The following is a 24979-nucleotide window of genomic DNA, read 5'->3' on the forward strand; positions in this document are numbered from 1 at the left end:
ATAATGATTATAATTCTTTTTTACATTTCATCTTTCAGAGTATATTTCTTTTCTTGAAGAAATCAACATTACTTATTAAAAATAAATCAGATTTCCACTGGAAACTTTGGGGTGACTGTGTAAAACACACATATTTATTTTAGCGCCATCTTTAATTTTTAGAAATGTTATTGTTTAATTTAGTTTTTTGTACGGTAGAGCTTATTTTCTCCACTGGAAAATGGGGCTTTACCTTTGAAACAGTGTGAGGGGATGAAATGGACGAAGCAGACATACTTGACAGCGTATTCCAAAAATTTGTTACGAACGCAAAAATCTTTAAGGACAGAGAAGTGCTACGCCACGACTATCTGCCAAATAGACTGCCTCACCGAGAAGAACAGATCCGGCGGCTTGGGGAAACCGTAGCTCCTGTTCTTAAAGGAGCAAGAAGTTCCAACGTTTTAATCTATGGAAAAACGGGAACAGGGAAGACAGCCGTAACAAAATATGTGCTTAGCCATCTTGAAGTTAAGGCTAAGGAATTTCATGCCCCTGCAAGATTTTGTTACTTGAATTGCAGAATGGCGGGTTCAGAGTATCGTATTTTTGCTGCGTTATGCCAAAGTGTGGGCGTAGCTGTTCCTTTTACTGGTCTTTCTGTTGGGGAAGTTTTTGATAGATTTAAGAATGGCTTGGATGCCTCGGGGATAATGTTAATTATAGTTCTGGATGAGGTTGACACTTTAATAAAGGCGCATGGTGACAGTGTTCTTTACGAGTTAACACGAATAAATGAAACGTTAACTAAAAGTAAAGTATCAATTGTTGGCATATCTAATGATCTTCGGTTGAAGGAGTATCTTGACCCTCGCGTTTTAAGCTCACTTAGTGAAGAAGAAATTGTTTTCAAACCATACGATGCAAGTGAACTGCGAAACGTTCTGTTTGAACGTTCAAAGCTGGCGTTTTTTGACAATGTCCTATCAGATGCAGCATTAAGTCTCTGTGCTGCTTTGGCAGCTGCAGAACACGGTGACGCTAGGCGTGCGTTGGATTTGTTGCGTGTTGCCGGAGAAATTGCAGAAAGACAAGGTGCAATGGTAGTCGTTGAGGATCATGTTAGGGAGGCAGAGAAAAGCATCGAGCATAACCGTGTGGTTGAAACTCTTAAGAATTTAACTTTGCATTCTAAATTGGTGCTTTTGAGTGTTTACCATTTAACTAAAGTAGACGCTCAGCGTGCGATAACTGGTGAAATATATGATGTTTACAGTGAACTCTGCGGGGAGCTAGGGCTTGCGCCATTGACACAACGACGTTTAGGCACACTGGTAAGCGAACTGGATTCTATGGGCTTGTTAAACACCAAGGTCGTAAGTATGGGAAGATATGGACGCACAAAAAAGATTAGATTAGAGATAGCCCGCAGTAGTATTAGAGATGTTTTTGCTAATGACGGTAGGCTCGGGCGATTGGTTGAATATGAAGCAAAATGCCTTACAAAACATGCCAGTGGTCGGAGTTGAGGATGGAAGTTTCCAAAAGGGAATAACACGAAAAACGGTTCTTGCTGCAGTGTTGCTTAAGAGATATGCTCTTGAAGATGTACGAACAGCTGATATACTTGTTGACGGCTTAGACGCAACAGAAAAACTCATAAAACTCTTGCGTGGATGGATGTTTAACGTTGTTTTTCTCGCCGGCATTTCTTTTGCTGGTTTCAATGTTGCCGACCCGAAGAAGATTCATGAACAGTTTAGAACGCCTGTTATTGTGGTAACGCGAACCAAACCTGACAATATGGCAGTGAAAAGGGCTCTCCAACGTCATTTTGAAGATTGGGAGACACGGTGGGATGTTTTTGTGAAATTGGGACCTTTTCTTGGGATTGTTACCTCTGTTGGTAAGCAACCAATTTACGTTGCAACAATAGGCGAAAACCCCAGTTGGGCATGTAAACTCGTTAGAACATTGTGTGTTTGCGGTCGTGTTCCGGAGCCAATTCGCGTTGCGCGGCTAATTGCACGAGGGCTCTCCTAGTTAAATGGAATAATAGTGACTTCAAGCGTTTGAAGGTTCACTACTGGAACTTTTCCAGGAGTAGGAACCAGCCCGAGCCGGCGCATGTAACTTGTTTGTTCTTGCCATCCGCCTGAATTTACAACTAAGACTCCCCGATAATTTGTATGCCCTAAAACATGCACGTGACCAGCATGGAAAATGTCTGGGACGCGTTCTATAACGAGGAAGTCTCTGTTTTCTGGGGAAAGCGGAGTTTTTCCACCGTATGTTGGTGCTAAGTGGCGGCTCTGTAATAGTAGTTTCATGGCTTTTTCTGGGTGGTTAAAATCCATTCCGGGAATTGTGGAGGTAATGTCATCTAAGCTACGTCCGTGGTATAACAATAATTCTACATTGTGCAGACTTAAGAAGCAAGGGTTTCCAAACGAATGCACATTTCGTGATTCTTCTAATGTTTTCAAATAAGTGTTTGCAATTGCCGGTTGGGGCAAGGCTTTTCTTGGGGCGTCATGGTTTCCGGGTATAATTATTACTTCTATGTAGTCTGGTATCTGCTCAATATAATTTGCAGCAAGTTTATACTGTTCATACACATCACGCACAGCCAACTCTTTCACTTGGTTAGGATAAACTCCTATCCCGTCTACAATATCCCCCGCAACTAAAACATATTTAACGTGGCTTGCCATTTCCCTCATAGCGTCATTTCCATATTTGCCGTTAAGCCACAATATGAAACGACTGAACACTTCTCTTTGAAATTTTGTGCTACCAACGTGCATGTCTGAAGTTAAAACGGCATAAACTGGAACTGGGGCTTTGCGTTGAGGTTTTTGGGCGATGTCCGGTAAAATAATATCTTCAGCAATTAAGAGGTTGCTTCTGGTCTTTGCGACACTTAAACAAACAACTTGGTCAAGCATGAGTAAACGTGCTTTTTTCTGTAACTCTTCTGGCGCGTTCTGAGGCACGAGCACCATCGTGTTCGCATGTAAATCTTCAATTGTCAGTAGTATTTTCTGTTTGGATTCCCTCTTTTCTGTTATTATCCCTATTACTTTGAGTTTAGCGTTTGGAGGCGCCTTCAAAGCATCAATTACAGACGCTGCACTTTTAACGTCCACTCGCTGCCTCAGCAACTTTCCTATTCGTTCAAATCGGTCACGAAAATATCCAAGATAATCCTCTACTGTTCCATTTGAGCTCAGCTTGCCAGTCGGGTCATCAATAACCTTTATTTGAGCGTCAACTTCCTTCGCGTAGGCATGGAACGGTTTTTTCCCTTCAGTTATTTGCGGTTCTTTTAGTTCTTGTGGCTTTTCCTCTGGCAGCTGAATTACAATTTCTTTTGCAGACTCCGGCTTTTTGACCACTTCTTCCAAAAAACTTTTTTCAATAAACAGGGGCTTTTCCTTTTGAGTCTCTATTTTCTTTAATAACTTGCCTATGATTTCTGTTGGGTCTTCTGTTGCTGCTAACGTGCTTAAAAACTCGAACGCTTCCTTATTTAGCTGGTATCCTGCCGAAATTGTTAGTTCAACGGCTTTTTGTAGCTTTTCTATTCCGCTCATATGTGCATAGTTCTCCAATCTTGCCTTTTGGGCACTATTATGTAGCCTTCCGCCTTGTCTCCTATAGCTTCTGTGTGGTTATGTATATGGAGATAGGCTGTTAAAGCGGCTGTTATGGCGTCAAGCTCATGCGGTGTTAACACGCGAGTTCTTATGTCATCTTCTAATCCCATGTTCTTGAAAGCTGTTTGAATTTCTCCCCAATTTTTTAGCGGCATCCCCAAGGCTTTACGTGTTGAAGTAGGATGCACTTCTATTACGTTATATCCTTTTTCCCCTATTAATTTGTTCAATTTAATGGCACGTAATGTAAGCATTCTCATTGATGTCAAAACAGGCGGAAAAACACGGTACCCTTTCCTTATCATTTCTCTGTCTGCTTTTCTCAATAATCCTTTCCGAGGAAAACTAAATGGAGCATCTATTGCAATGAGGACTGGATCATATTTAGTAATATTCTCCAAAATTTCTTGGTCATCGTACAACAAACATGCCTTAATCTTCTTATTTTTCCAAAACGCCCATCCTGAAGGATTCTTTGGTGTTCCAGCTAAATCTATACCAATTATACATTCTTTCTTCAATTTCAACACACATGCTTAGATTTATAAATTGGCGTTTTGTTTAGATATGTTAATATTCGAAGTCTGAACATTAACTTTGAGAGTATGGCGATACGTATGAGCGAATTACGCAAAGTCCAACGTACTCCAACCGGAACCTTTTTCGTGTGTTTACCCCGCACTTGGGCGGAACAGTATGGTTTGAAAAAAGGGTCTATCGTAGCCATTAGCGAAACTGCCGATGGCAAGCTCTTGATAGACACCAAGTACAATGTGGAGCCTTCTCCCCTTACTGCCAACTTGAAGCCTGGACCATACTTGGGGCGTGAGATTATTGGCAAATATTTACTTGGATTTGACATTATTCGTGTTGAGTCAAAGGAACGTATTAGCTTTGAGGTGCGGGATGCTGTCAAAAAAACTGTTAGTCGTTTGGTTGGGTTAGAAATTATTGAAGAGGACTACGCAAAAATTGTTTTGCAATGTTTGCTTGAGCCGTCGGGGTTTCCGCCTGAGAAAATTCTCCGTCGCGGCTATGCGATTGTTTCGAGCATGCACCGAGATGTTGTTAACTCTTTTACTGACGGAGATGTACAGCTAGCTAAAAGCGTCATTGCGCGCGACGACGAAAGTAACAGGCTTTATTTTCTCTTAGTACGTATCTTGCGCACAATAATTCAGAATCCAAGTTTAAGCGACAAACTAGGTGTTAGCCCAATTGAGTGCTTGGATTACCGGTTAGCGGCAAGCCTTGTAGAAGCAATCGGAGATGAATGTGTGCGCGTGGCAATGAAAACTGTTGAGTTGAAAGAGACGAAGCTTGCTGAAGATTTAAAGAAACTGTTTGTAGACTTTCACATGCTCTGTTTTGAGGCTCACGAAAACGCATTAACTTCGTTTTTTGTGGGTGACATCGCCTTGGCGGAGAATGTGCGGAATATGCGAGAAAAAATTGACAAAGCATTTACTAACATTGAAAGGGTTGCACGGGCTCAGTCGCTCGATGTTGTGCCACAGATTCTAGCAGCGGCTTCGTTCTTAAGACAAATCTATGAACATAGTGTTGACATAGCGGATTTGGTCATGCCTAAAAGGTAAAGTCTAACTACTTTAGAAAGAAAGTTTTTCTACTTTTTGTGGAGCTTTGCTCAACGAAACATTTTCCTCTATTCTTAATTCACGGGAGTAGTGAACTTCGCCGTCTATGCGGCAATGAGATTCGATAACAACATTTTCGCCGTAAACATTCCTTGCGTAGGCTCCTTCTCTCATTAAAATTTGTTTTCCAAAGAGATCTCCCACACTAGCATTTTTGTTGATAACAACTCGCTCTGCTCTTATTGGCCCGTGAACCTTGCCTCTATGGCCGATCTCCACAAAACGCGCTGTCACGCCTTCCGTTGTTCTTATCGAGCCACCAACTTCCACATGGTCTTCTACCGTAACTTTTTTTGCACTTAATGCTCCGCCCACTTCGATATCTTTTGCGGTAATTTCCCCGCCTATTTCGACTATGCCTCCTACTTCCAATTCACTAGAAAGCTTCAAAGATTTGCCAACTTCCAATCTGCCACCTACATCGATTTCCACGCCTTCTGCTGCTCCAGTTATCTTTACTTTTCCGCCAACATCAATATCTTCAAAATTTAGGTCGCCTTTAACTTCTAATGAGCCTCCTACATCTATTTTGCGTCCCTTGTTTTTGTTGGAGAGACAGGCGATTCCGCCAACATCGATTTCTTCAAATTCTAATTGGTCATCTGACTCAAAGCTTCCGCCGACATTTATTTCGTCTATTTTTCCTCCTTTTACTTTGGCGGTTCCTCCTACCTCAAGTGTTTTGATGTTACTTTTTGATTCAATGAGGAGTCTTCCTCCCACGTCAACGTCGGCTGCTTCGACTTCGCCTTTGGCTCTGAAACTTCCGCCGACATCTATGCCTTCTGCCTTTAGTGCGCCTTCTACGTTTAGGCTTCCACCCACATCTATTTTTTCTGCGACCAAGTCTTTGCTGACATGTAATGCCTTGTCAATGTCCACATGCTTTGCGGCCATTTTTCCGTAGACCTTCAGTTGTCCATCTTCAATTTCAACTGAATTTTTTATTTCCAAGTTTCCATGAATAGTCACGTCGTCTTCTGCTTCTAGATTCTCCGCTGATAGGTCGCATTCGAAAGTGTTGTTTCCTTCGCAGTAAATGTTGCCGAGAACGTTTACTTTAGGAGGTGTTCCTTTTCCTTTTATGATTGAGTTTCTGCCAACTCTTAGGTCAGCATTTACTACATCTAAAGTTACAGTGCTTTTTGACGGGATAGTTATTTTTTCACTCATTTTAAATCCTCACCTTAATCTTTTTTACAATGTTTAAAAAGGGGACTCACATGTAGTGACTAGTTTTTGTCTCAATTGGTTGTTGTTCTTAGTTTGCAGTATGTTGCTTTTGCTCTTTCCATTTCTACCTTTGCCTTGCAGGTTTCATCTGTCTCAGTTCTAATTAATAATGCAGAATTTGACTTGGTTAACTTGATATTGATGTTTTTAATGAACCCAAACAGTTTTGCTCCTATAGTAACTTTCTTCTGCGATTCTCCCTTCAAACTTACCTCATTCTTTATATGACGTACCATTTTTCATTCACCTCGCTTTTTTAACTAAAACCAGATAACCTTCTTCACCTCTTAAAAGGCGACGCACATAAAGAGAACACATTCGGTAGTTACAATTTGTTACTGTTCCTCTAAAGCAGCGAAGAACTTTCGCATTCTCTTGAATGTTTCCAAATATTCCAAACCCCATTTTGTTGCTCTATACTTCTTTGCGTCGTTTACTGTTACTTCGCGAACAAATCCGTGAGAGACCAGAAAATTCAAGATCTTCTTTGTTCTGTCCACGGGCATGTTGGCGCCGTAAGAGATTCTTGTTAAGGAACATAGTCCCTTCATCGCTATTATTTCTATGATATTTGCGTAAATATCGTACTTTGTTCTTCTCTGTTCATTTGACAATGGTTGCTTCCTCAAATTACGTTACTATTAAATGCTGCATGCTTAATCTTAATTTTGGTGATGCCTATTGCATTCTACACCTTTCGGCGTCAAACAATACCACATTGCATGCAAAAAAGGCGACTTAACCAAATGTTTACTTGCACCCGGCGACCCTGACCGCGTTCCGAGAATTGCCCGCTTCTGGGATTCTGCTCATGAAGTTTCTTGCCACCGTGAGTTTCGAAGTTTCACAGGAAAATACAAGGGAGTTCCAATTTCTGCCATGTCCAGCGGTATTGGTCCTGCTTGCATGAGCATACTTGCTAATGAGGCTTCTCGCGTAGGCGTGGAGACATTTATTCGTGTGGGCAGCACGGGCGCGATACAAAAACACATTGAATGTGGCGATGTGATTATTTCCTCTGCTGCTGTACGCCTTGACTGCACAAGCAACTGTTACATTATGCCCGAATATCCCGCTGTTGCAAACTACGAAGTCTTATTGGCTTTGATTGAAGCGGCTGAATGCTTGGGCATAAGCAACTATCACGTGGGCGTGACAGCAACAACCGCAGATTTCTACGCTGGACAAGACCGCCCAACAAAAACAGCAAAAAATGGCAGTCTACTACTGGCATTACAAAAGGCTGGAGTGCTAAATTTCGAGATGGAAACCGCCACGTTATACACTCTTGCAAGTCTTCTCGGGTTACGCGCAGGTTCAATATGCGCTGTTTACGCCAACAGATGCACAAACGAATTTAAACCACAAGCAGGCGAAGAAACCGCAATAAAAATCGCAAACGAAGCAGTAAAAATACTTAATGAATGGGACAAAACAAAACATAAACGCAAAAAACAATGGTTTTTCCCATCGCTTCTCTCCGAATAATGAAAACTCTTTTAGAAGACAAACACGCTTCACCTAATTAAGCCGGGGTGGCGGAGCGGTTAACGCGCTGGCCTCGAGATCCACCAGCCTATATATAAGGGGGCTAGGAGAAAAAAGCACAAGCAAGCCAGTGGGCCTTCGGGCTCGCAAGGGTTCGAATCCCTTCCCCGGCGCCATAATGTTAAACTATTGATTGCGCAGAGTTTAAGTGTATGAAAGCGACTGCTGTTGCGCATCCTATTCAAGGCTTAATCAAGTATCATGGATTAAGAGATGAAAAGCTGAGAATTCCCTTTCACGATAGCATATCTGTTTGCATCGAAGCCTTGCACACTACGAGTACGGTTGAGACGGTCAATTCGTCAAAGAAAGACTCTGTGATAATAAATGGAAAAGAGGCTGTGGGCAAAGATTTTGAAAGAGTCGAAGCTGTTCTAAACAAGTTAAGAAACCTTACCAGCTATTCGGGAAGTTTCAAAGTTGTGTCCCAAAACAGTATAACTGGCGGAAAAGGGTTGGGTTTTTCTGCTTCCGCTTTCACCGCTCTTGGCACTGCTACTTGCGCCGCCTTAAGCTTTGAGATTGATTATATTTCACTTTCTGAATTGGTCAGACTCGGCGCGGGTTCCGCCACAAAAAGTCTTGCCGGAAGCTTCGCAATATGGTACGCAAACAAGAATGGCAAATCATATGCTGAGCCAATTGTAGAGCCAGAAACTGTGAATTTGGGCATGGTTATTGTTCCAATATTTTCTGCGATTAAAACAGACGAAGCACACAGCGAAGTCCTCAGCTCCCCATTATTCAAGGCTAGATTAAAATACGTGACAAAAATCGCCAAAACAATGAAACACGCTATAGAAGTGGGCGATATTGCTACAATAGGACAGCTTGCTGAAGAAGACAGCTTAAATCTTCACGCTAGCACCATGACTGGCGAAGCGCACATGATTCTTTGGGAGCCTGAAACTGTGCGAATAATAAAAGAAGTGCAGAAAATGCGATGTGAAGGCATACCTGCGTGGTTTTCAATGGATACAGGGCCATCAGTATTCATTAACACTTACGCCAACCATATGGAAAACATAGCTGATAGGCTTCGTGAAATAGGCTTTTCTAAGGTTATAGTCAGTAAAGTCGGTGGCAAACCATTTCTTAGCAAAGAACACCTTTTCTGATGCAGTTGCTTTACCCCAAAAATATGTTACTGTCTGCTCAACAAGCTCTTTTATTACTACGCTATCTTCGTTGTTACTACTGCCTTGATATTCCGTTTGTTCTCTGGTATCTTAACAAATTTTACGCCAACATTGTTTAGAATTTCTTCTACCGCCTTTCTTGCCGCTTTCTTTGTTGGGTATTCTCCTTTTAATTCAATCCACGGTAAAGTATCATCAACTTTTATCCATACTGCGTACAAATGCTTCACCATTATTAGACTTGGAAAAGGTTAGAATTCTGGTAATTAAAACAGTTATGAATTTTTAGTAATGATTTTTGTTAAGTTTTTGGAAACTTATTTAAGGGATGCTGTACCAATCGTTAGGGTTTAGGAGCGACTATTTGGGTGGAAATTGAAGGTACACTTGGAAAAGCCATGTTGAAGGGGTGCCTATGGATGAACGGAGACACAGAAAGTTCAGAAGAAGGTGAACAAAGTGAAGCTAGCCAACAGTCCAAACTGCACTTACGAGGAGTTTCCATTAACAACGCGTACAGCAAGAAAACACACCCAACAAGTTTTCACTTTTAGACTAATTCAAAATCTCTTCTTGTGTAATATCTTCCAGAAGGAGGCATCACGCCGATGAATCACACTGTAAACGCAAAGCCTTTCCTTAAGACGTTTAGAGAAACTCTAATTGCCTTCTCCTTTGATGTCGGCGGGTTACTTGCTGGCTTCTTTGTCGCTCTTCAACTTGGCGTTTTCCAGCAGTCTCCTTGGGCTATTGCGCTGTATTCTATTATTGTAAGTGCAAAAGGTGTTATTGGAGGTTTGCTTAGTGGACGTTTAAGCACAGCATTACACATCGGTACAATTTACCCACGCTTTCTCAAAAACACTGAGAGTTTTTACAAGTTGTATGCGGCTCTTGTAGTCATCACTTTTGTCACTAGTATAGTGATGAGTATGTTCTCCTTAGTTTTTGGTCTTCTTTTCTGGGGTATCTCTTTTGCAGATTTTCCGGCAATCTTAGTGGTGGTTGTAGCTACTATGACTTTGGGATTAACAATCACTTTGATTACTATGATGGTTGCGTTTATCACTTTTAAGAAAGGCATAGACCCTGATGTTGTTGTATACCCTGTAATGTCGACTGTTGCTGACATACTCATAACAATATTCTATATTCTCGTGCTAACCTTGTTCTTTCTTTCTGGCGCGTTTGGCGTCTACGCTCTACTTTTTATCACTTTAATTCCTGTGATTCTAATTGTTTACATTATACCTCGGAATGTCCATAGTAAGGAGTTCATGAAAACTGTTAAAGAGTCTATGTTTACAATGTTATTTGTTGCAATCATCGTTAATGTTACCGGGACTGTTCTAAAGAGAATAAGTAGTATTGTAGGGGATAGAAGGGAAATTTACACAGTTTATCCCGCGCTGATAGATTTAGTAGGTGATGTAGGATCTGTTGTCGGCTCAACTGCAATGACAAAGCTTGCTTTGGGTATGCTTAAATCGTCTATGTCTTCCATAAAACAGCATAGTGCCCAGATTTTCAGTGCTTGGTTAGCGTCAATCTTATATTTCGTCCTTCTTGGTGTTTTATCTTTGTCAATAAACGGCCTATTTCTATTGTTTAACTTCTTCAATTTGATTTTGATTTTATTAGTAGCGAATATGATTGCAGTTGCAGCGATAATTTTAGTGTCATATGCCCTTTCAATCTTAACATTTCAAAAAGGTCTGGACCCTGATAATTTCGTTATTCCCATTGAAAGTTCATTTGCTGATAGCATGACCTCTATTGCATTGCTTGTTGCCTTATTTTTGGTTGGCTTTCTTTTTGGAGGATAGGGTTAAAATATTCTTTACCTTATACTTTGCCTTGGAGCGACCTTAAAAGTATGCCTCACTTCGAAAAAATCGAATACAAACCCATACCGGTTAGAGACTTACTTTTGGAGATGAAGAACATTTCTGAATTGATGATTGATTTGGCTTATTCTGCCGCCTTATTCAATGATAAAGAGCTTGCAAAGGACATACTAGAACTTGAAGGGCACGTTGACACGCTTGCTTACCTTTTAGACATGACTGTTATGATAGCTGCGAGAGACTCTAAAGACGCAGAAGCTTTGGTTGGCGTTTCTACTGTAGCTGCGGCTGCAGACAAGATTTCAGATGCTGCTGCTGATATCGCTGCGATAGTTACACAAAATATTGGCGTACATCCCGTTGTGAGTGAAATCTTTGAAAGGGTTGAAGAACGCTTAACACGAGCTAAGGTAGCTAAGGAGTCTGTGCTTATTGGAAAGAGTATAGGCGAGTTGGACTTGGCGGCGAGAATGGGTGTCGACATAATTGCAATTTGCCGAAATAAAGATTGGATAATAGACCCTAAAGAAACTGAGCGCATTCAAAACGATGATATCCTTATAGTCCGTGGCGCCCCCACAGGCGTCAAAGAATTTAAAGAGCTCATCGAAGGAAGAACGATGGATGCTAGAGATACGATGATGGAAAAGCGGCGCCAAAAACAATTCGAGGAAATCGTTAATCGCTTTGTTGAATTAAAAGACACTTCCGAATTAATGATGGATTTAGCCTACTCTTCATTATTGCTGAATAGTAAAGAATTAGCAGATGAAGTTCAAAGGCTCGAGGAGTGCGTCGATAAACTACACACAGAATTTGAACTGCTTGTTTTATCTAGCTCCTTCAAAAAAGAAGAAGCTAAAGGCTTCCTTGGGCTGATAAGGTTAGGCGTTGTAACTGAAAAAATAGCGGATGCCGCAGCGGAGATTGCTGAGGTTGTTTTAAGAGGCATTGAACCACATCCCATTCTTAAAATAACCATAGAAGAAGCTGAAGAAACTGTTACTTTTGTTAGAGTCACCGAAAGCTCTTCTTTAGCAAATAAGACTTTAAGGGATGCTAAAATTCCGAAAGAAACAGGCATGTGGGTTTTGGCGATAAGAAGAGGAGACAAGTGTATAAGACCAAGGCCAGAATCGAAAATTGAAGTAGGTGACGTTTTGATTGCTTCTGGTTATGCTGGTGGGGAGGAAGACATAAAAAAATTGGCTTCTTCATGACTTGTACTGTTCAATTGTTAGGTAGTTAGTTAGGATACTTATTTTGGATTCGCTAATACTATAAACTCGGAATCCGATTTAATGTAAAGGAGGCTGTTAACTACGAAAAAGAAACAATCAATTACAGAAACTCAGAGCATTACATGCCCAAATCCTTCTTGCAGAAGAACTTTCTCTAATCCAATAAAAGCTGAAAATTTGGGTTCAAAAAAGGTTGAAGTTTACGATGCATGCCCCTATTGCTTGACGGAAATAATAGTAGAAGAAACTCCGTTAATCCCTGAAGAGAAACAAGAACAGAAAGTAAAGAAACTAGAAATTGAAAAACCCACGGTGCCCTTTCCTCCCGAAAAACCAATAAAAAAACCGGGCTGCGAACACCATTTTGGATATCTTAGTCAGCGTTCCTCAAAAGAAAAAATTCCGGAAGAATGCATGACGTGTGAAAAGATAGTGCAGTGTATGCTCAAAAACGTGACAGGTTAAGTTGGTTATCAATGATACGCACATGCTCTTTTAAGCTGTCATATTTCTTTTTACAAAATGTGTAGGGGACAGTATTAATTGGCAGCAACTTTGCAGAGACGCACCGGCACAGTCACATCGGCTCTTCCTCAATCGAAGACGCTGAACGCTGAAACAGTGACGAGCATCGCTACGAGTTTTCTTAAACGAATTGGGCACAAGGGCGGTTTGAAACCTAAAAGGGTTTCATTAGAAGAAGGAATCTACACTGTTGAGGTAGAGATGAAAAAACTTACTGCCCTCGTGAGAATTGACGCTGAGACGCATGAAATTAAAGAATACGAAATACAACCAAAGGGTGAAGAAACTCCTTTTATTTCGATTTCTCCCAAAGTCATAGTTGTTGTATTTGGCGTTGCGGCAACCGTTTATGTCGCATTTCATTTTGTGTTTAAAATGTTCGGGCTATAAAATACGACTTTTAGTAAGTTAATATTCTTTAATATAAAATAAGTATAGAAGCCGTGTTCCTAGCTAACAAGTTTTTGAGGGTTGCTGTTACTTTTCGCTTTTCTTCTTCCTTTCTGGCTTTTTCTCTTCTTCAGGTGGTGGGGGAGGTGGTGGCTCTAATGGCTTTTCTTCTTCCTTTTTCTCTTCCATTTCACTAGTTATCTCTTCTATGGGTTTTGGTGGTGGTGTCGTCGCCATGGTCCATCCTATCCATGCACCTATGGCCATTATGGCAATGAAGGCTATGAAAACGGGCACTGCGACAACCCAGAAGCGTATTGCAGTTAAATCTGCCTCTGCTGTTGATACTCCAAAGACTGAAAGCCATTGTGGGAAGAATAATGTCAGAATATAGAAAATTGCAATCACAAAGCAGACTATGAATATTATTCCGCCTATTGATTGGTCTTTACTAACCATATTTACATCACCATATGTAAGCCATGTTTACCTTCTTACACCTTTTAAAGTTTACCATTGTTTTCAGTGTGTTGTCATATCGTTCCCATTTCCCATGTTGCCAGATATTCTTTCTGCTCGTTTGTTAGTTCGTCTATTCTTATTTTCATTGCGTCAAGTTTCAGTTTTGCCACGGTTTCGTCTATTTCTTTTGGAACCAAGTAAACTTTTGGCGGCATCTTTTCACTTTTGACTAAATGTTCCACGCACAAAGCTTGGTTTGCAAATGACATGTCCATGACTTCTGAGGGATGTCCTTCCGCCGCTGCTAAATTCACGAGTCTTCCTTCAGCTAGAAGATATAGTCTTCTTCCGTCTCTGAGTGTGTACTCTTCAAGGTTTGGTCTGATATTCCTTTTTGATGTTGATAGCTCTTCTAGGTCTTTTATGTTTATTTCTACGTTGAAGTGTCCGCTGTTGGCTAGTATTGCGCCGTCTTTCATCTTTTGCATGTGTTCTTTTCTTATGACGTTGATGTCGCCTGTGGCTGTTACGAATATGTCGCCGATGGCGGCGGCTTCGGTTATTGGTATTACGCGTAGTCCATCCATTGCGGCTTCAAGTGCTCTGAGCGGGTTTATTTCTGTTATTATGACGTTAGCTCCCATTCCTTGTGCTCTCATGGCAATTCCTCTTGAGCACCATCCATAACCGCAAATCACGAAGTTTTTGCCTGCTAGGAGAATGTTTGTTGCTCGGAGGATGCCATCTATTGTGCTTTGTCCTGTTCCATAGCGGTTGTCGAATAAGTATTTAGTGTAGGCGTCATTCACGGCTATAATTGGATATTTTAGTGCACCAGTTTTCTCCATAGCCCGCAGTCTTAGAACACCGGTCGTTGTCTCTTCCGTTCCGCCTTTAATGTTTGGTAATGCTTCTGTTCTTTTGCTGTGAACTGTCCCAACAAGGTCTGCTCCATCATCAAGCGTTATCATAGGCTGCTGGTCTATTACCTTTTCAACACACCAGTAATATTCCTCAGTTGTCTGTCCTCTCCATGCAAAAACATTAACGCCCTTTTCTGCCAGGGCTGCAGCTACGTCGTCTTGTGTAGAAAGAGGGTTGGAACCGCACAACGCAACTTTTGCTCCGCCAGCGAGAAAAGCATCAACGAGAACAGCGGTTTCTTTCGTCACGTGCAAGCATGCGCCTAGGGTTAGGCCTTTGAAGAGTTTCTCTTTGTTGAACTTCTTTTTTATTTGGTTTAGGACTGGCATATGTTTTGAAGCCCATTCTATTTGTAGATGTCCTTTCGAAGCTAGAGTTGAGTCTTTTACTTTGAAATTTCCCATTCGATTTTTCCCTTCTCCAATGTTCATTCAAAAATTGCCTATTTAACGTTGGCGTTTAATCTTTCAAGAAGTTTGTTTTTGGCTTTTTTCACTTTTTCGATTACTTTTTCAACGTTTAATGTTAGTAATTTTCTGTTTTCCATTACTATCTTTCCGTTTATTATTACTGTTTCTACATCTGAGGCTTTTGCAGCATAGACCAGATGGCTTGCTTCGTTGTAGATTGGATAAAGACGCGGGCTGTCCATGTTAACAATTGCCAAATCTGCCTTTTTTCCGGTTTCTATTGAGCCTATTTCCGTTTCCCATGAGAGGGCTTTGGCTCCTTCTATTGTTGCCATCTCCAGAACTTTTCCGGCGGGCATTACTGTTGGATTTTTGTTGACTCCTTTGTGTAGTAGAGCGGTTGTTTTCATAACTTCAAACATGTCTGCAGTGTTATTTGAGCAAGGACTGTCGGTGCCGAGTGAAACTGTTATGTTTTTCTCAAGCATTTTTGGGACTGGGCTTATGCCCGAGGCAAGTTTAAGATTTGAGATTGGGTTATGGGAAACTTTTACATTTTTGCTACTTATTACTCTCATGTCACTATCTGTTAGCGCCACGCAATGCGCGGCAATGACATGCTCATCTAAAACTCCTAATGAGTCCAAATACTTCATGATTCCATTTTTTACGTTGACATTAAAGGTTCTGCGGATTTTTTCTTTTTCATCTTCTGTTTCGGCAACGTGAATATGCCAAATTACCGGTGCGCCCCGCGAGCCATACCTTTCATTTAGGGTTTCTCTTATCTTTTTTAGTTCTTTCATGTATTCTGGGTCTACAGTATACGGCGCGTGGGGGTCAACGCTGACACGTATTGTGCCATTTGCTTTGTTGTGCCAGTTCTTTGCCAAATCTTCTAATGCTTTTTTGTCTTCGTTTTTTCTCCACGAAAAACACACATGCCCTACTATGCCACGTAAACCAGCATCAGCGAATGCTTTTGCTTCATTTTCTTCTGGCGTATAATGATACATTGTGTTGACGGTGGTTGTTCCACCCATTATTGATTCAATCGCCGTTAACAAGGCGCCTACGTAAATGTCGTGGGGTGTCATGTGTTTTTCTATGGGCCATATCCATTTTTCAAGCCATTCCTGAAGTGGCAAATCGTCTGCGTATCCTCGTAGTAAACTCATGGCGGCATGCTGATGTGTGTTCACAAGTCCTGGTATGACCACTTTGCCTTTTACATCTATTTTTTCGTAGCCTCTTCCATATTTTCTTTTTAGTTCATGTGTTTTCCCCATGTCTGCTATGGTTTGTTCTTCTATTGCGATTGCGCCTTCGCGGATTATTTTTCGGTTTTTCATTGTGAGTATTGTTCCGTTTTGTATGAGAATGTTCATGCGTGAGCACTTCTTTTGTTTATTTTTGTTTGCATCGCTATATTTTTAACTTATAATCGACACCTTTCGTTTTGGTGGTTTCGTGCCAGAGTTAAAGGTTGAGCGACTGGAAGAGTATATATCAAGTGTTTATAAAAAGCCTGTAAAGGTTACCCGTGTTGCTCCTCTCGGTGGTGTGGGAATTACTGACTTGAAAGGTTTTGGATACGGTGTGCCATGGCTTATAGAGTTTAACATTGATAAAGAGCTCAAACGCGTTGTTTTGGAGACAATGCGCCCAGAAGGCTTCGGACATGACCACTTTTCTGACAGAGCTGCTGTTCTGCTTTGGCAACATTCTACCTTTAACAAACTGCCTAGGCATGTGCGTTCAGTTGATGTGGGCGCATTCACAGTTGATGGAGAGACGTTAAAATCGGTTGGCGATTGCAGCGAATTTTTCTTGTTAACTGAATTTGTAGGCGACGGTGTGCTTTATCATAATGATTTGGACCGCATTAAGGAATCGGGCTTCATGAGAGATTCGGATGAAGAACGGTGCGTGGCGCTGTCTGAGTATCTCGCTGAAATTCATTCAGTGAAGAAGGATGCTTCTGGGCTTTATGTAAGGCGTATTCGTGACTTGCTTGGGCACGGCGAAGGCATTTTCGGGTTAACTGACAGCTACCCAAGCGGTTTAGGCTACGTGGACGAGAAATTTTTTGTCGAGTTCGAAAAGGCTTGTTTGGAATGGCGTTGGCGGCTTAAACGCAAGACGCATAGGCTTTCTCAAGTGCATGGTGATTTTCACCCGTGGAATGTCTTGTTCAAACAAGGATTAGATTTTGTAGTGTTGGATCGCAGTAGAGGCGAATGGGGCGAACCTGCAGATGATGTGAGCGCTATGACAATTAATTATCTCTTTTATGCCTTGCAAGGTTCTGGAAAGATTGAGGGGCCCTTTGAAAGGTTATTCCTGCTTTTCTGGCGAAACTACTTAGATAGGACAGGTGATGAGGAGATTTTAAGTGTTGTTCAGCCATTTTACGCTTGGCGAAGTCTCGTGTTGGCTTCGCCTGTGTGGTATCCGAATTTGTCTGTGGATGTGCGCAAGAAGATTTTCCGTTTTGCCACTCGTGTGTTGAAGGCTAAGGAGTTTGAATTTGAAACTGTCGATTTCTACTTCAAATAGCTTATACCGCTGCTAGGCCTGCGTGGCTAACATGAGAGTTAAAGAATAAATAGTTTCTCAACTACATCTGTTCGTCTGTGGTGGCTGTGGTTGGACGCGGTTAACTCTATTAACGATTTGAAGCGGACACTTAAAGAAATTGGTTATTCTGATAAGGCGGTAGAAGAAATTTTGAAATGGTACCAAAAGCGCAGCTCCTAACAAGGATGAGTCGCGTGAAAGGCGTTTACCTTTTAATCGTTTCAATCGCTAAACCAATGCAAGTTCGCGTTGGTGCGTTGGGTAACATCTCTTTTGCAAAGGGCGTCTATGCATATGTAGGTTCTGCCCAAAACAACCTGGAAAAACGTGTAGAACGGCATCTAAAAAAGGTTAAGCGAAAATTTTGGCACATTGATTACTTGCTTGAGAATGAAAATGTGAAGATTTTACAAGTATTTTACAAAGCGACTGGAAAATCCGATGAATGCAAGTTGGCTGAAGAAATGAGTAGAAAAGGAACTGCGATAAACGGTTTTGGTTCTTCCGACTGCAACTGCAAAAGCCACTTGTTCCAATTAGACGATTATCAGTCTTTAAAAGAATGTATGCGCTCAATGAAAGTATGACCCATGGAGCGAGCATTATGCCTCAAAATGGTTGGTGCGTCTGGATTACAGGGCTTCCAGGAAGCGGCAAATCTGTTGTCTCAGAGGCTTTGCTAAGGCTTCTGAACCGAAATGGTATCCATGCAGAATTGTTGTCTTCTGACGCTTTGCGCAAGATTCTAACCCCTAAACCCACTTATTCGCTTGAAGAGCGTGACATAGTCTACGCTACACTTGTTTACATCGCTAAACTGTTAACACAAAATGGCGTAAACGTTGTGATTGATGCAACAGGCAATTTGCGATGTTATCGCGAAAATGCAAGAGCCCAGATTCCAAAGTTTATAGAAGCCTATCTCGAGTGCCCATTGGAAGCGTGCATGGAACGTGAGGCAAAAAGAGGAAAAACCTACCATGCGCCAAAGCAGATTTACGTTAAAGCTTTGGAAGGCAAAGCACCAACAGTGCCTGGAATAGGGCAACCATACGAGCCACCATTAAACCCAGAAATAACCTTAGACACTACAACGCATAACCCTGAAGAATGCGCCAAAAAAATATTGAACACCATCTTTGAACGTTTCTCATAATCATACCGCTTAATGCTACAAAATACGGTTTTCCTTTTTAGGCGCGCCTTTAATAGTCTCAATTTCTTCGTTTAAGGCAATTGTGGTTCGTGAAAATTATGCCGGAACTTCCCGAAATAACCGTCATTGCTGGACAAATGAATAAGGAAATCGCAGGAAAAGACATAGTAAGCGTCGAAATAAGACAGCCTAAAAACTTAAACATTCCAGTCGCCGAATTTGAGAAAATAATCAAGGGAAAAACTGTAACCGAGGTTTTTAGTAGAGGAAAATGGATTTTCATAAAACTAACCTCAGCCTACTACTTGCTCGTAAACCTTGGAATGGGAGCTGAACTTCTTTGCTTTGCTCCAAATCAGGCTCTTCCAGAGAAATATCATTTTAAAATGATGTTTTCTGACGAAAGCGGATTTACGATTCATTTCTGGTGGTTTGGTTACATTCACTTGATACACGAGAAAGAATTGTGTAAGCATGAACTTACCGCCAAGCTTGGAACATCGCCAACAGACAAATCGTTCACGGTAGAAAAGTTTAAGGAGTTACTTGCAAACAAGAAAGGAAGAATAAAGGAGTTCTTGCTTGACCAGAAAAACATTGCGGGCATAGGAAATGTTTACGCTCAAGAAATCCTTTTCAAAGCCAGACTACATCCAAACAGAAAAATTCCAACGCTGTCAGAAAAAGAAATTGAAAACCTTTACAAAGCTATCATCAGCACACTAAACCACAGCATTAAATTAGGCGGATTAGCCTACGAAAAAGACTTTTATGGAAAAAACGGCAAATTCACCATCGACGAATTTCTCGTAGGCTACAAAACTGAAAAGTCATGCCCCTTATGTAAAACGACAATAGAGAAAATCAAAACAGGAAGCACATCCTCTTACATTTGTCCAAAATGTCAACAAATAAAATGAGAAAGTGTCAATTCCCGGAGGAGGTTATTCGGCATACTGCAAAGATACTGAAGGAAATATTTTCGGATTCTTTCAACGAGACCCCGAGGCAAGATAAACAATGTCGTTCTTCTTTTTCTATAACTGCTGTTTTCCTCTAATATAATTCCATACAGCCTCTGCTTGCTCTTTCGAAATCATTTTCAATTCGAAAAGTCTGCGGGTTAAATCCGAAACTTTGGAAAGGGCATGTACCTTGTACCCTAGTTTTTCAAGGTTTTCTTTTCCGCCTTGTTCTCGGTCAACAACAACCATGATATGTTTTATTTTTGCTCCCATTTCTTCAAGAGGTTTTATTCCTTCAATCTTTGATGATCCTTCAGAAACGACATCGTCAAAAAATAGTATTCTGTCGTCTTTAGCAACTTCTGCACCGGCAATTCTACCAGTCACTCCGTAGGCTTTCTCTTCTTTTCGCACGATAACGCATGGCAAGTTCACTTTACATGCTATGCTCGGCAGAATCAACGCACCCTTCAGTTCAATGGATGCTACCTTGTCTATTCGTTCAACCGCCATAAGATTCTTTATCTCACAAGCCGCAGCATCCGCAATATTACACAAAGCTTCTGGAGAAGACAGTAAACATGCAAGGTCTATATAATAGGGGCTTAACGCACCTGACTTAATCTTGAAACTACCAAACTTCAAACATCCAGCGCTGAAAAGGCTCTCTGCAACCTTTAACGTATTATCGTTCATGTTCAGAGTCTCCTTCGCAAAGATTACGCTTTTCCAGATTTAACACTTACCAATATTATTGAGGCAACTTGCACTAGACTAGTTTTTCAACAAAACATGTGTTAGTAAACGCACAAATTATTGGTTACACCTAAACATTAACGGTAACGTTTATAACTCATTGTTTTCATTCCTAAAAGACGCGAAGCGGAAAAACAATGGGACATAGAAAAACACATGCGCCAAGACATGGTTCACTTGCTTACTTACCTAGAAAACGCGCTAAACGCTTACTGGCTAGAATTCGCTTCTGGCCAAAAATCGAAGCGGAAACTCCAAGGCTTCTAGGTTTTATTGGTTATAAAGCTGGAATGACCCATGTATTCACGATAGAAGACCGGAAGCGTTCGCCAAATTTTGGAAAAGAAGTAATGCGCTCGGCAACAGTTATAGATGCAACTCCCATGCTCGTATGCGCTATACGCGCTTATACAAAAAACCACTATGGCCTACAACCTTTTTCTGAAGCATGGATGAAGGACCCACCAGACGAACTAGAAAGAGTGTTTACTCTCCCAGAAAACTTCAACACCGAAGAACAACTCAAGAAAATTGAAGAAAACATAGATAAAATAGCAAGGGTTCGCATTATTGCCTCAACTCAACCCAAACAATCAAGCGTTCCAAAGAAAAAACCAGACGTAGCAGAAATCGAAATAGGCGGAGGCACAATCAAACAGCAATTTGAATACGCAAAAAGCTTGCTTGGAAAAACAACATCGCCCACAGAAACATTCAAAGAAGGTCAATACATAGACATCATAGCTGTATCAACTGGAAAAGGCTTCCAAGGACCAGTAAAACGTTGGGGAGTAACGATGCTCCAACATAAAGGAAGAAAAACAAAAAGAGGAATAGCAACCTTAGGCCCGTGGAATCCCCACCACGTAATGTACAGCATCCCCAGAGCAGGACAGATGGGTTTCCACCAAAGAACAGAATACAACAAGCGCATACTAAAAATAGGCACAGATGGAAAAGAAATAACGCCAAAAGGAGGTTTTCTAAGATACGGCGTAGTACGTGGTCCATACATTCTGCTGGAAGGAAGCTTGCCTGGCACTGAAAAACGCCCGATACGCTTGCGATATCCGGCGCGTCCACCAAAACAAGTTGCTGAAGAACCGCCTCAAATCGTATCAGTATCTCTTGAATCTCCGCAAGGCAAGTAACTGGTGAACGCAAATGGCCAAGAAAACTGTCAAAATTTTCAATCTCGAGGGCAAACCCGTTGGAAAAATCAAACTTCCTTCAGTTTTTGAAACGCCACTGCGACCAGATATTATAAAACGGGCAGTTCTAGCCATCCAATCCAGCCGATTCCAACCAAAAGGCAGAGATCCCATGGCTGGAAAACGAACCTCAGCAGAATCTAGAGGCGTTGGTTTAGGCATAGCTAGAATACCCAGAACAAAGGGTCCGGCAGGAAGAGCCGCTTTTGCACCGGGAACCGTAAGCGGCAGAGTGGCACATCCGCCCACTTCTGAGAAGAAAATCATTAAACAGATTCCTAGGAAGGAAAAACGCCTTGCTTTGATGTCTGCGATAGCTGCAACGGCATCTAAGACTATGGTGGCATCTCGTGGGCATTCTATTGAGGATGTCCCAGGGGTTCCGTTAATAGTTACTGATGATTTGGCAGAATTAAAGAAAACAAAAGAAGTTGAGGAGGCACTTACGCGGTTGGGCGTGCTCTCAGACATCTACCGAGTGAGGGAGAGTAGAAAGGTTCGTGCAGGAAGAGGTAAGAGTAGAGGAAGAAGAATCAAACAGGCAGTTGGTCCATTGATAGTTATTACAGAGAACAAGGGAATAGTTGACGCCGCGAGCAACATACCGGGTTTAGATGTAGTTAGCGTTAGAGATTTAAACGCAGAAATTCTTGCTCCCGGAACGCATCCTGGAAGATTAACAATATGGACGAACAGCGCGATTGAAGAGCTTAACAAGTTCTATGGAGGAGGAATTGAAGCATAATGGACCCTTATGATGTTATACTTTACCCGTTAATGACCGAAGCCGCAAGCCTAATGGTTGAAAAAGAAAACAAACTGGTTTTTGCCGTTAGTCTAAAGGCAAATAAAAGCGACGTAAAAAAAGCAGTAGAGGAGCTTTACGAGGTTAAAGTTGAAAAAGTTAACCTTTTAATAACACCACAAGGAGAAAAAAAGGCTTTTGTAAAGCTCCATCCCGACTACAAAGCGGCAGACGTTGCAATCAAGCTTGGAATACTGTAAACCATGTTGAGGAATGATTAATGGGAAAGAGAATTCGTGTTCAAAGACGAGGACGCGGTGGCCCAACCTTTAGGGCATCCACTCACAAAAGACTAGCCCCTGCACAGTATCCTTTGACAATGCTGAAAGAATATTTCGAAAAATCATTGAAAGGCATTATTGAAATGTTGGCCCATGACCCTGGAAGAGGGGCTCCACTTGCCTTAACTAGATTTGAAAATGGAGAAAAATGTTACACTATTGTTCCAGAAGGAGTTTTTCAAGGACAACAAATTCAACTAGGCGGAACGGCTCCAGTTGAGGTTGGAAACATTCTTCCTCTAGGAAGAATTCCAGAAGGCACGATGGTGTGTAATGTGGAACTACGTCCGGGAGATGGTGGCAAACTTGCTAGATCTTCTGGAGCATATGCAATAGTTGCAACACACACTCCTCAAGGGACAATAATTAGGCTTCCCTCAGGAAAAACAAAGTATGTAAGTGACTATTGTAGGGCAACAATTGGAGTAGTCTCTGGCGCTGGCAGAACAGAAAAACCATTTTTGAAGTCTGGTTCAAAATTCCACTTAATGAGAGCTAAAGGACGTAAGTATCCAAGAACTAGAGGAAGGGCTATGGTTGCTGCTGTGCATCCGTATGGAAGCAGCAAGCGAAGTGCACGAAAAGTCACTACTACCTCGCATGGTGCACCGCCTGGACAGAAGGTTGGGTTAATTGCTGCTAGAGGTGCTGGGCAGAAAAAGAAGAAGTTAGCTGAATAGTGCAGCAGAAAGTTTATAGCGTTTAGAGTTACCAATGAGTTGAGGAGAAATGCCCAAAGAGTTTACATATCGCGGATATACGCTTAACCAACTGCAAAGTATGTCAATGGACGAATTCATCAACTTGCTTCCATCGAGACAAAGAAGAAGTCTCCATCGCGGTCTCAGGGTAGAACAAAGGATACTGCTTGAGAACATAAGAAAAGCTAAGGAAGCGTTAAGGAAAGGAGGCAATGCCACGGTAAAAACGCACGTTCGGGACATGGTTGTTCTTCCGGAAATGGTTGGTGTTACAATTCTTGTGCACAATGGCAAAGAATTCGTTTCTGTTGAAATTAAGCCTGAAATGATTGGGCATTACCTAGGCGAATTTGCTATCACAAATAAACCTGTAAAACATGGGACTCCGGGTATAGGTGCCTCACGTTCTTCAATGTATGTTCCGCTAAAGTAACAGTTTAGGAAATTTTTCAAGCACTATAGTCCATGTCTGAAGGTTTTTTACTCGGCGGCTTAGTTTGGGGTATTTGCGGTAGTGGAATTGGGGGTGGGATATTCAAAGTTCTTGATATTAATATAGATTCTACAAAGGCGACGTTTGATATTGACTGCACTATAACGGGCGGTGGTGGCTTCTTCTCTTCGTATTCCTTGTAAATCTTTTCAACTTCATTCTTCTCTCCAGCTACGTAAGCCTTCCCTTTAAGGTTTATCTGCGCTATTGAAGGGTTGTAATTTATTGTCAAAACAAAAGGAACTTCTATAGAATCATCTGATTTCTTCTCCATTCCTACAAGATTGAGATTTGTGTTTATCTGAATTGGTGGAATAGGCTTTCTAATGTCCCAGAAGCGGTCGGCAGAGACATTAGAGACGGAAACATTCACTCTTATCATTTAGCTCATCAAGGAGTATCACGCCAAAGCGTGATTTAAAGTTGTTTATTTTTCAGTAACTTTGTACCGTGTAAAACCGCAGTGCCCACAAGTATATCTATCGCCGTGGTCAGCCATAAAATATCCAGGTCCGCAACGTTCGCAAACAGGACGCAATCTCGAGATTTTTTTATCTTCCACCTTATAGAAGGCGAATGCGCCTTTTTCTTCTTTTTTCTTTTTTGCTGGTTTTTCCTTCTTTTCTTCTTTCTCTTTCGGAGCTTCTTTTGGAGTTTTAGACATGTTTATCCCTTTTCCTCTCCTTTAGGTTTTTCTGGTGGTATATTTCGCTTGATAATATATTTGGGTTCGATAAGGTTTGCTTGTTCAATTGAGTCATAAACATTCGCAACGCCAACGGCGAAATGCGTTCCTGTTTTTGTTTCTAATTTTTTAATGAAAACTAACTCTGCGTTCTTTTTTAAGGCAGAGGCAACGGCTTTTCTGACCTCTAGCCGTGGTGGTGTACTGCCTGTTTGGTCGTGCTCTACGTGGAAGCAAACTTCAATTCGCTTCAGCACTGGATTCTGTTTCTCTGAAACTATTTTGATTTCCATGACATTTCCTCATGTGCGGAGTGATTGATGCCATACCT

Annotated in this window: 32 protein-coding genes and 1 tRNA gene; 20 read left to right on the plus strand and 13 right to left on the minus strand. The window is 41.5% G+C overall.

Going from position 1 to position 24979, the window contains the following annotated elements:
- Positions 1-257 precede the first annotated feature (257 nt).
- Together HM003_01430 and HM003_01435 are read left to right on the plus strand one after the other, a co-directional pair.
- The gene (locus tag HM003_01430) at positions 258-1508 is read left to right on the plus strand and encodes an ORC1-type DNA replication protein (GenBank protein ID MBX5328005.1); all 1251 of its coding nucleotides are present in this window, start codon (positions 258-260) and stop codon (positions 1506-1508) included.
- Entirely contained in the window at positions 1489-2022 is a 534-nt protein-coding gene (locus tag HM003_01435) for a DUF99 family protein (GenBank protein ID MBX5328006.1), read from the plus strand. The genes HM003_01430 and HM003_01435 overlap by 20 nt, the downstream gene beginning before the upstream one ends.
- On the opposite strand, the gene HM003_01440 is transcribed toward HM003_01435, so the two are convergent.
- Together HM003_01440 and HM003_01445 are read right to left on the minus strand one after the other, a co-directional pair.
- Positions 2019-3575, minus strand: coding sequence for a DNA-directed DNA polymerase II small subunit (locus HM003_01440; protein ID MBX5328007.1), 1557 nt, complete (start codon positions 3573-3575; stop codon positions 2019-2021). The genes HM003_01435 and HM003_01440 overlap by 4 nt on opposite strands.
- Positions 3572-4159 (minus strand): DUF429 domain-containing protein, encoded by a 588-nt coding sequence (locus HM003_01445; protein ID MBX5328008.1) that lies wholly within the window; start codon positions 4157-4159, stop codon positions 3572-3574. Before HM003_01445 ends, HM003_01440 begins: the two co-directional genes overlap by 4 nt.
- Positions 4160-4255: 96 nt before the next feature.
- On the opposite strand from HM003_01445, the gene HM003_01450 reads away from it, so the two are divergent.
- Positions 4256-5236, plus strand: a complete 981-nt coding sequence (locus tag HM003_01450; protein MBX5328009.1) for a phosphate uptake regulator PhoU — start codon at positions 4256-4258, stop codon at positions 5234-5236.
- A 12-nt stretch (positions 5237-5248) separates the two neighbouring features.
- Here the strand turns inward: HM003_01450 and HM003_01455 are convergent, their stop codons facing one another.
- The 3 genes from HM003_01455 to HM003_01465 form a co-directional block, all read right to left on the minus strand.
- Positions 5249-6469, minus strand: a complete 1221-nt coding sequence (locus HM003_01455; GenBank protein MBX5328010.1) for a polymer-forming cytoskeletal protein — start codon at positions 6467-6469, stop codon at positions 5249-5251.
- 71 nt (positions 6470-6540) lie between these two features.
- On the minus strand, positions 6541-6735 hold the full coding sequence (locus HM003_01460) for a hypothetical protein (protein MBX5328011.1): 195 nt from the start codon (positions 6733-6735) through the stop codon (positions 6541-6543).
- A gap of 129 nt (positions 6736-6864) precedes the next feature.
- On the minus strand, positions 6865-7143 hold the full coding sequence (locus HM003_01465; GenBank protein MBX5328012.1) for a hypothetical protein: 279 nt from the start codon (positions 7141-7143) through the stop codon (positions 6865-6867).
- Positions 7144-7210: 67 nt separating this feature from the next.
- On the opposite strand from HM003_01465, the gene HM003_01470 reads away from it, so the two are divergent.
- The 3 genes from HM003_01470 to mvaD all read left to right on the plus strand — a co-directional run bounded on the left by HM003_01470 (position 7211) and on the right by mvaD (position 9195).
- Complete coding sequence (locus HM003_01470; protein MBX5328013.1) at positions 7211-8017, plus strand: nucleoside phosphorylase; 807 nt, start codon at positions 7211-7213, stop codon at positions 8015-8017.
- A 41-nt stretch (positions 8018-8058) separates the two neighbouring features.
- Positions 8059-8193, plus strand: a tRNA-Ser gene (locus tag HM003_01475).
- A gap of 36 nt (positions 8194-8229) precedes the next feature.
- Positions 8230-9195, plus strand: a complete 966-nt coding sequence (gene mvaD / locus HM003_01480) for a diphosphomevalonate decarboxylase (GenBank protein ID MBX5328014.1) — start codon at positions 8230-8232, stop codon at positions 9193-9195.
- A gap of 56 nt (positions 9196-9251) precedes the next feature.
- On the opposite strand, the gene HM003_01485 is transcribed toward mvaD, so the two are convergent.
- Positions 9252-9449: a hypothetical protein gene (locus tag HM003_01485; protein MBX5328015.1), complete on the minus strand. Its 198-nt coding sequence runs from the start codon at positions 9447-9449 to the stop codon at positions 9252-9254.
- 135 nt (positions 9450-9584) lie between these two features.
- On the opposite strand from HM003_01485, the gene HM003_01490 reads away from it, so the two are divergent.
- The 5 genes from HM003_01490 to HM003_01510 all read left to right on the plus strand — a co-directional run bounded on the left by HM003_01490 (position 9585) and on the right by HM003_01510 (position 13219).
- Positions 9585-9770 carry a hypothetical protein gene (locus HM003_01490; protein MBX5328016.1) on the plus strand — a complete coding sequence of 62 codons (186 nt, stop codon included), beginning with the start codon at positions 9585-9587 and terminating at the stop codon, positions 9768-9770.
- A 54-nt stretch (positions 9771-9824) separates the two neighbouring features.
- Positions 9825-11042 (plus strand): hypothetical protein, encoded by a 1218-nt coding sequence (locus HM003_01495; GenBank protein MBX5328017.1) that lies wholly within the window; start codon positions 9825-9827, stop codon positions 11040-11042.
- Between the two features lie 50 nt (positions 11043-11092).
- Positions 11093-12283 (plus strand): hypothetical protein, encoded by a 1191-nt coding sequence (locus HM003_01500; protein MBX5328018.1) that lies wholly within the window; start codon positions 11093-11095, stop codon positions 12281-12283.
- 198 nt (positions 12284-12481) lie between these two features.
- Complete coding sequence (locus tag HM003_01505; GenBank protein MBX5328019.1) at positions 12482-12769, plus strand: hypothetical protein; 288 nt, start codon at positions 12482-12484, stop codon at positions 12767-12769.
- 78 nt (positions 12770-12847) lie between these two features.
- Complete coding sequence (locus HM003_01510; GenBank protein MBX5328020.1) at positions 12848-13219, plus strand: hypothetical protein; 372 nt, start codon at positions 12848-12850, stop codon at positions 13217-13219.
- 87 nt (positions 13220-13306) lie between these two features.
- Here HM003_01510 and HM003_01515 read toward each other — a convergent pair whose 3' ends face one another.
- From HM003_01515 to HM003_01525, 3 genes are all read right to left on the minus strand, one after another.
- Positions 13307-13678: a hypothetical protein gene (locus HM003_01515; GenBank protein ID MBX5328021.1), complete on the minus strand. Its 372-nt coding sequence runs from the start codon at positions 13676-13678 to the stop codon at positions 13307-13309.
- 74 nt (positions 13679-13752) lie between these two features.
- On the minus strand, positions 13753-15009 hold the full coding sequence (locus tag HM003_01520; GenBank protein MBX5328022.1) for an adenosylhomocysteinase: 1257 nt from the start codon (positions 15007-15009) through the stop codon (positions 13753-13755).
- Between the two features lie 38 nt (positions 15010-15047).
- Positions 15048-16403, minus strand: a complete 1356-nt coding sequence (locus HM003_01525; GenBank protein MBX5328023.1) for an amidohydrolase — start codon at positions 16401-16403, stop codon at positions 15048-15050.
- A gap of 82 nt (positions 16404-16485) precedes the next feature.
- Here HM003_01525 and HM003_01530 point away from each other — a divergent pair, with 82 nt between their 5' ends.
- From HM003_01530 to HM003_01545, 4 genes are all read left to right on the plus strand, one after another.
- Positions 16486-17574 (plus strand): phosphotransferase, encoded by a 1089-nt coding sequence (locus HM003_01530; protein MBX5328024.1) that lies wholly within the window; start codon positions 16486-16488, stop codon positions 17572-17574.
- Between the two features lie 215 nt (positions 17575-17789).
- A complete protein-coding gene (locus HM003_01535) occupies positions 17790-18182 on the plus strand; it encodes a GIY-YIG nuclease family protein (protein ID MBX5328025.1) in 393 nt (130 codons plus the stop codon).
- Positions 18183-18199: 17 nt separating this feature from the next.
- Positions 18200-18751: an adenylyl-sulfate kinase gene (locus HM003_01540; protein MBX5328026.1), complete on the plus strand. Its 552-nt coding sequence runs from the start codon at positions 18200-18202 to the stop codon at positions 18749-18751.
- Between the two features lie 98 nt (positions 18752-18849).
- Positions 18850-19671: an Fpg/Nei family DNA glycosylase gene (locus tag HM003_01545; GenBank protein MBX5328027.1), complete on the plus strand. Its 822-nt coding sequence runs from the start codon at positions 18850-18852 to the stop codon at positions 19669-19671.
- A 117-nt stretch (positions 19672-19788) separates the two neighbouring features.
- Here HM003_01545 and pyrE read toward each other — a convergent pair whose 3' ends face one another.
- The gene (pyrE, locus tag HM003_01550; GenBank protein ID MBX5328028.1) at positions 19789-20412 is read right to left on the minus strand and encodes an orotate phosphoribosyltransferase; all 624 of its coding nucleotides are present in this window, start codon (positions 20410-20412) and stop codon (positions 19789-19791) included.
- Between the two features lie 197 nt (positions 20413-20609).
- Between pyrE and HM003_01555 the strand changes: the two genes are divergently transcribed.
- The 5 genes from HM003_01555 to HM003_01575 are packed head-to-tail and all read left to right on the plus strand — an operon-like array spanning position 20610 to position 23903.
- Positions 20610-21623 (plus strand): 50S ribosomal protein L3, encoded by a 1014-nt coding sequence (locus tag HM003_01555; GenBank protein MBX5328029.1) that lies wholly within the window; start codon positions 20610-20612, stop codon positions 21621-21623.
- Positions 21624-21636: 13 nt separating this feature from the next.
- Complete coding sequence (locus tag HM003_01560) at positions 21637-22428, plus strand: 50S ribosomal protein L4 (protein MBX5328030.1); 792 nt, start codon at positions 21637-21639, stop codon at positions 22426-22428.
- Positions 22428-22688, plus strand: a complete 261-nt coding sequence (locus tag HM003_01565) for a 50S ribosomal protein L23 (GenBank protein MBX5328031.1) — start codon at positions 22428-22430, stop codon at positions 22686-22688. The genes HM003_01560 and HM003_01565 overlap by 1 nt, the downstream gene beginning before the upstream one ends.
- A gap of 20 nt (positions 22689-22708) precedes the next feature.
- Complete coding sequence (locus tag HM003_01570) at positions 22709-23449, plus strand: 50S ribosomal protein L2 (GenBank protein MBX5328032.1); 741 nt, start codon at positions 22709-22711, stop codon at positions 23447-23449.
- 49 nt (positions 23450-23498) lie between these two features.
- Positions 23499-23903, plus strand: a complete 405-nt coding sequence (locus HM003_01575; protein MBX5328033.1) for a 30S ribosomal protein S19 — start codon at positions 23499-23501, stop codon at positions 23901-23903.
- Positions 23904-23919: 16 nt separating this feature from the next.
- On the opposite strand, the gene HM003_01580 is transcribed toward HM003_01575, so the two are convergent.
- The 3 genes from HM003_01580 to rps24e are packed head-to-tail and all read right to left on the minus strand — an operon-like array spanning position 23920 to position 24941.
- Positions 23920-24345 carry a hypothetical protein gene (locus HM003_01580; GenBank protein ID MBX5328034.1) on the minus strand — a complete coding sequence of 142 codons (426 nt, stop codon included), beginning with the start codon at positions 24343-24345 and terminating at the stop codon, positions 23920-23922.
- Positions 24346-24390: 45 nt separating this feature from the next.
- Positions 24391-24627 carry a 30S ribosomal protein S27ae gene (locus tag HM003_01585; protein MBX5328035.1) on the minus strand — a complete coding sequence of 79 codons (237 nt, stop codon included), beginning with the start codon at positions 24625-24627 and terminating at the stop codon, positions 24391-24393.
- A 2-nt stretch (positions 24628-24629) separates the two neighbouring features.
- The gene (rps24e, locus tag HM003_01590) at positions 24630-24941 is read right to left on the minus strand and encodes a 30S ribosomal protein S24e (GenBank protein MBX5328036.1); all 312 of its coding nucleotides are present in this window, start codon (positions 24939-24941) and stop codon (positions 24630-24632) included.
- Positions 24942-24979: the final 38 nt, after the last annotated feature.

The sequence above is a fragment of the Candidatus Bathyarchaeota archaeon A05DMB-5 genome, from assembly GCA_019685655.1.
Taxonomy (GTDB): Archaea; Thermoproteota; Bathyarchaeia; order Bathyarchaeales; family Bathycorpusculaceae; genus DSLH01.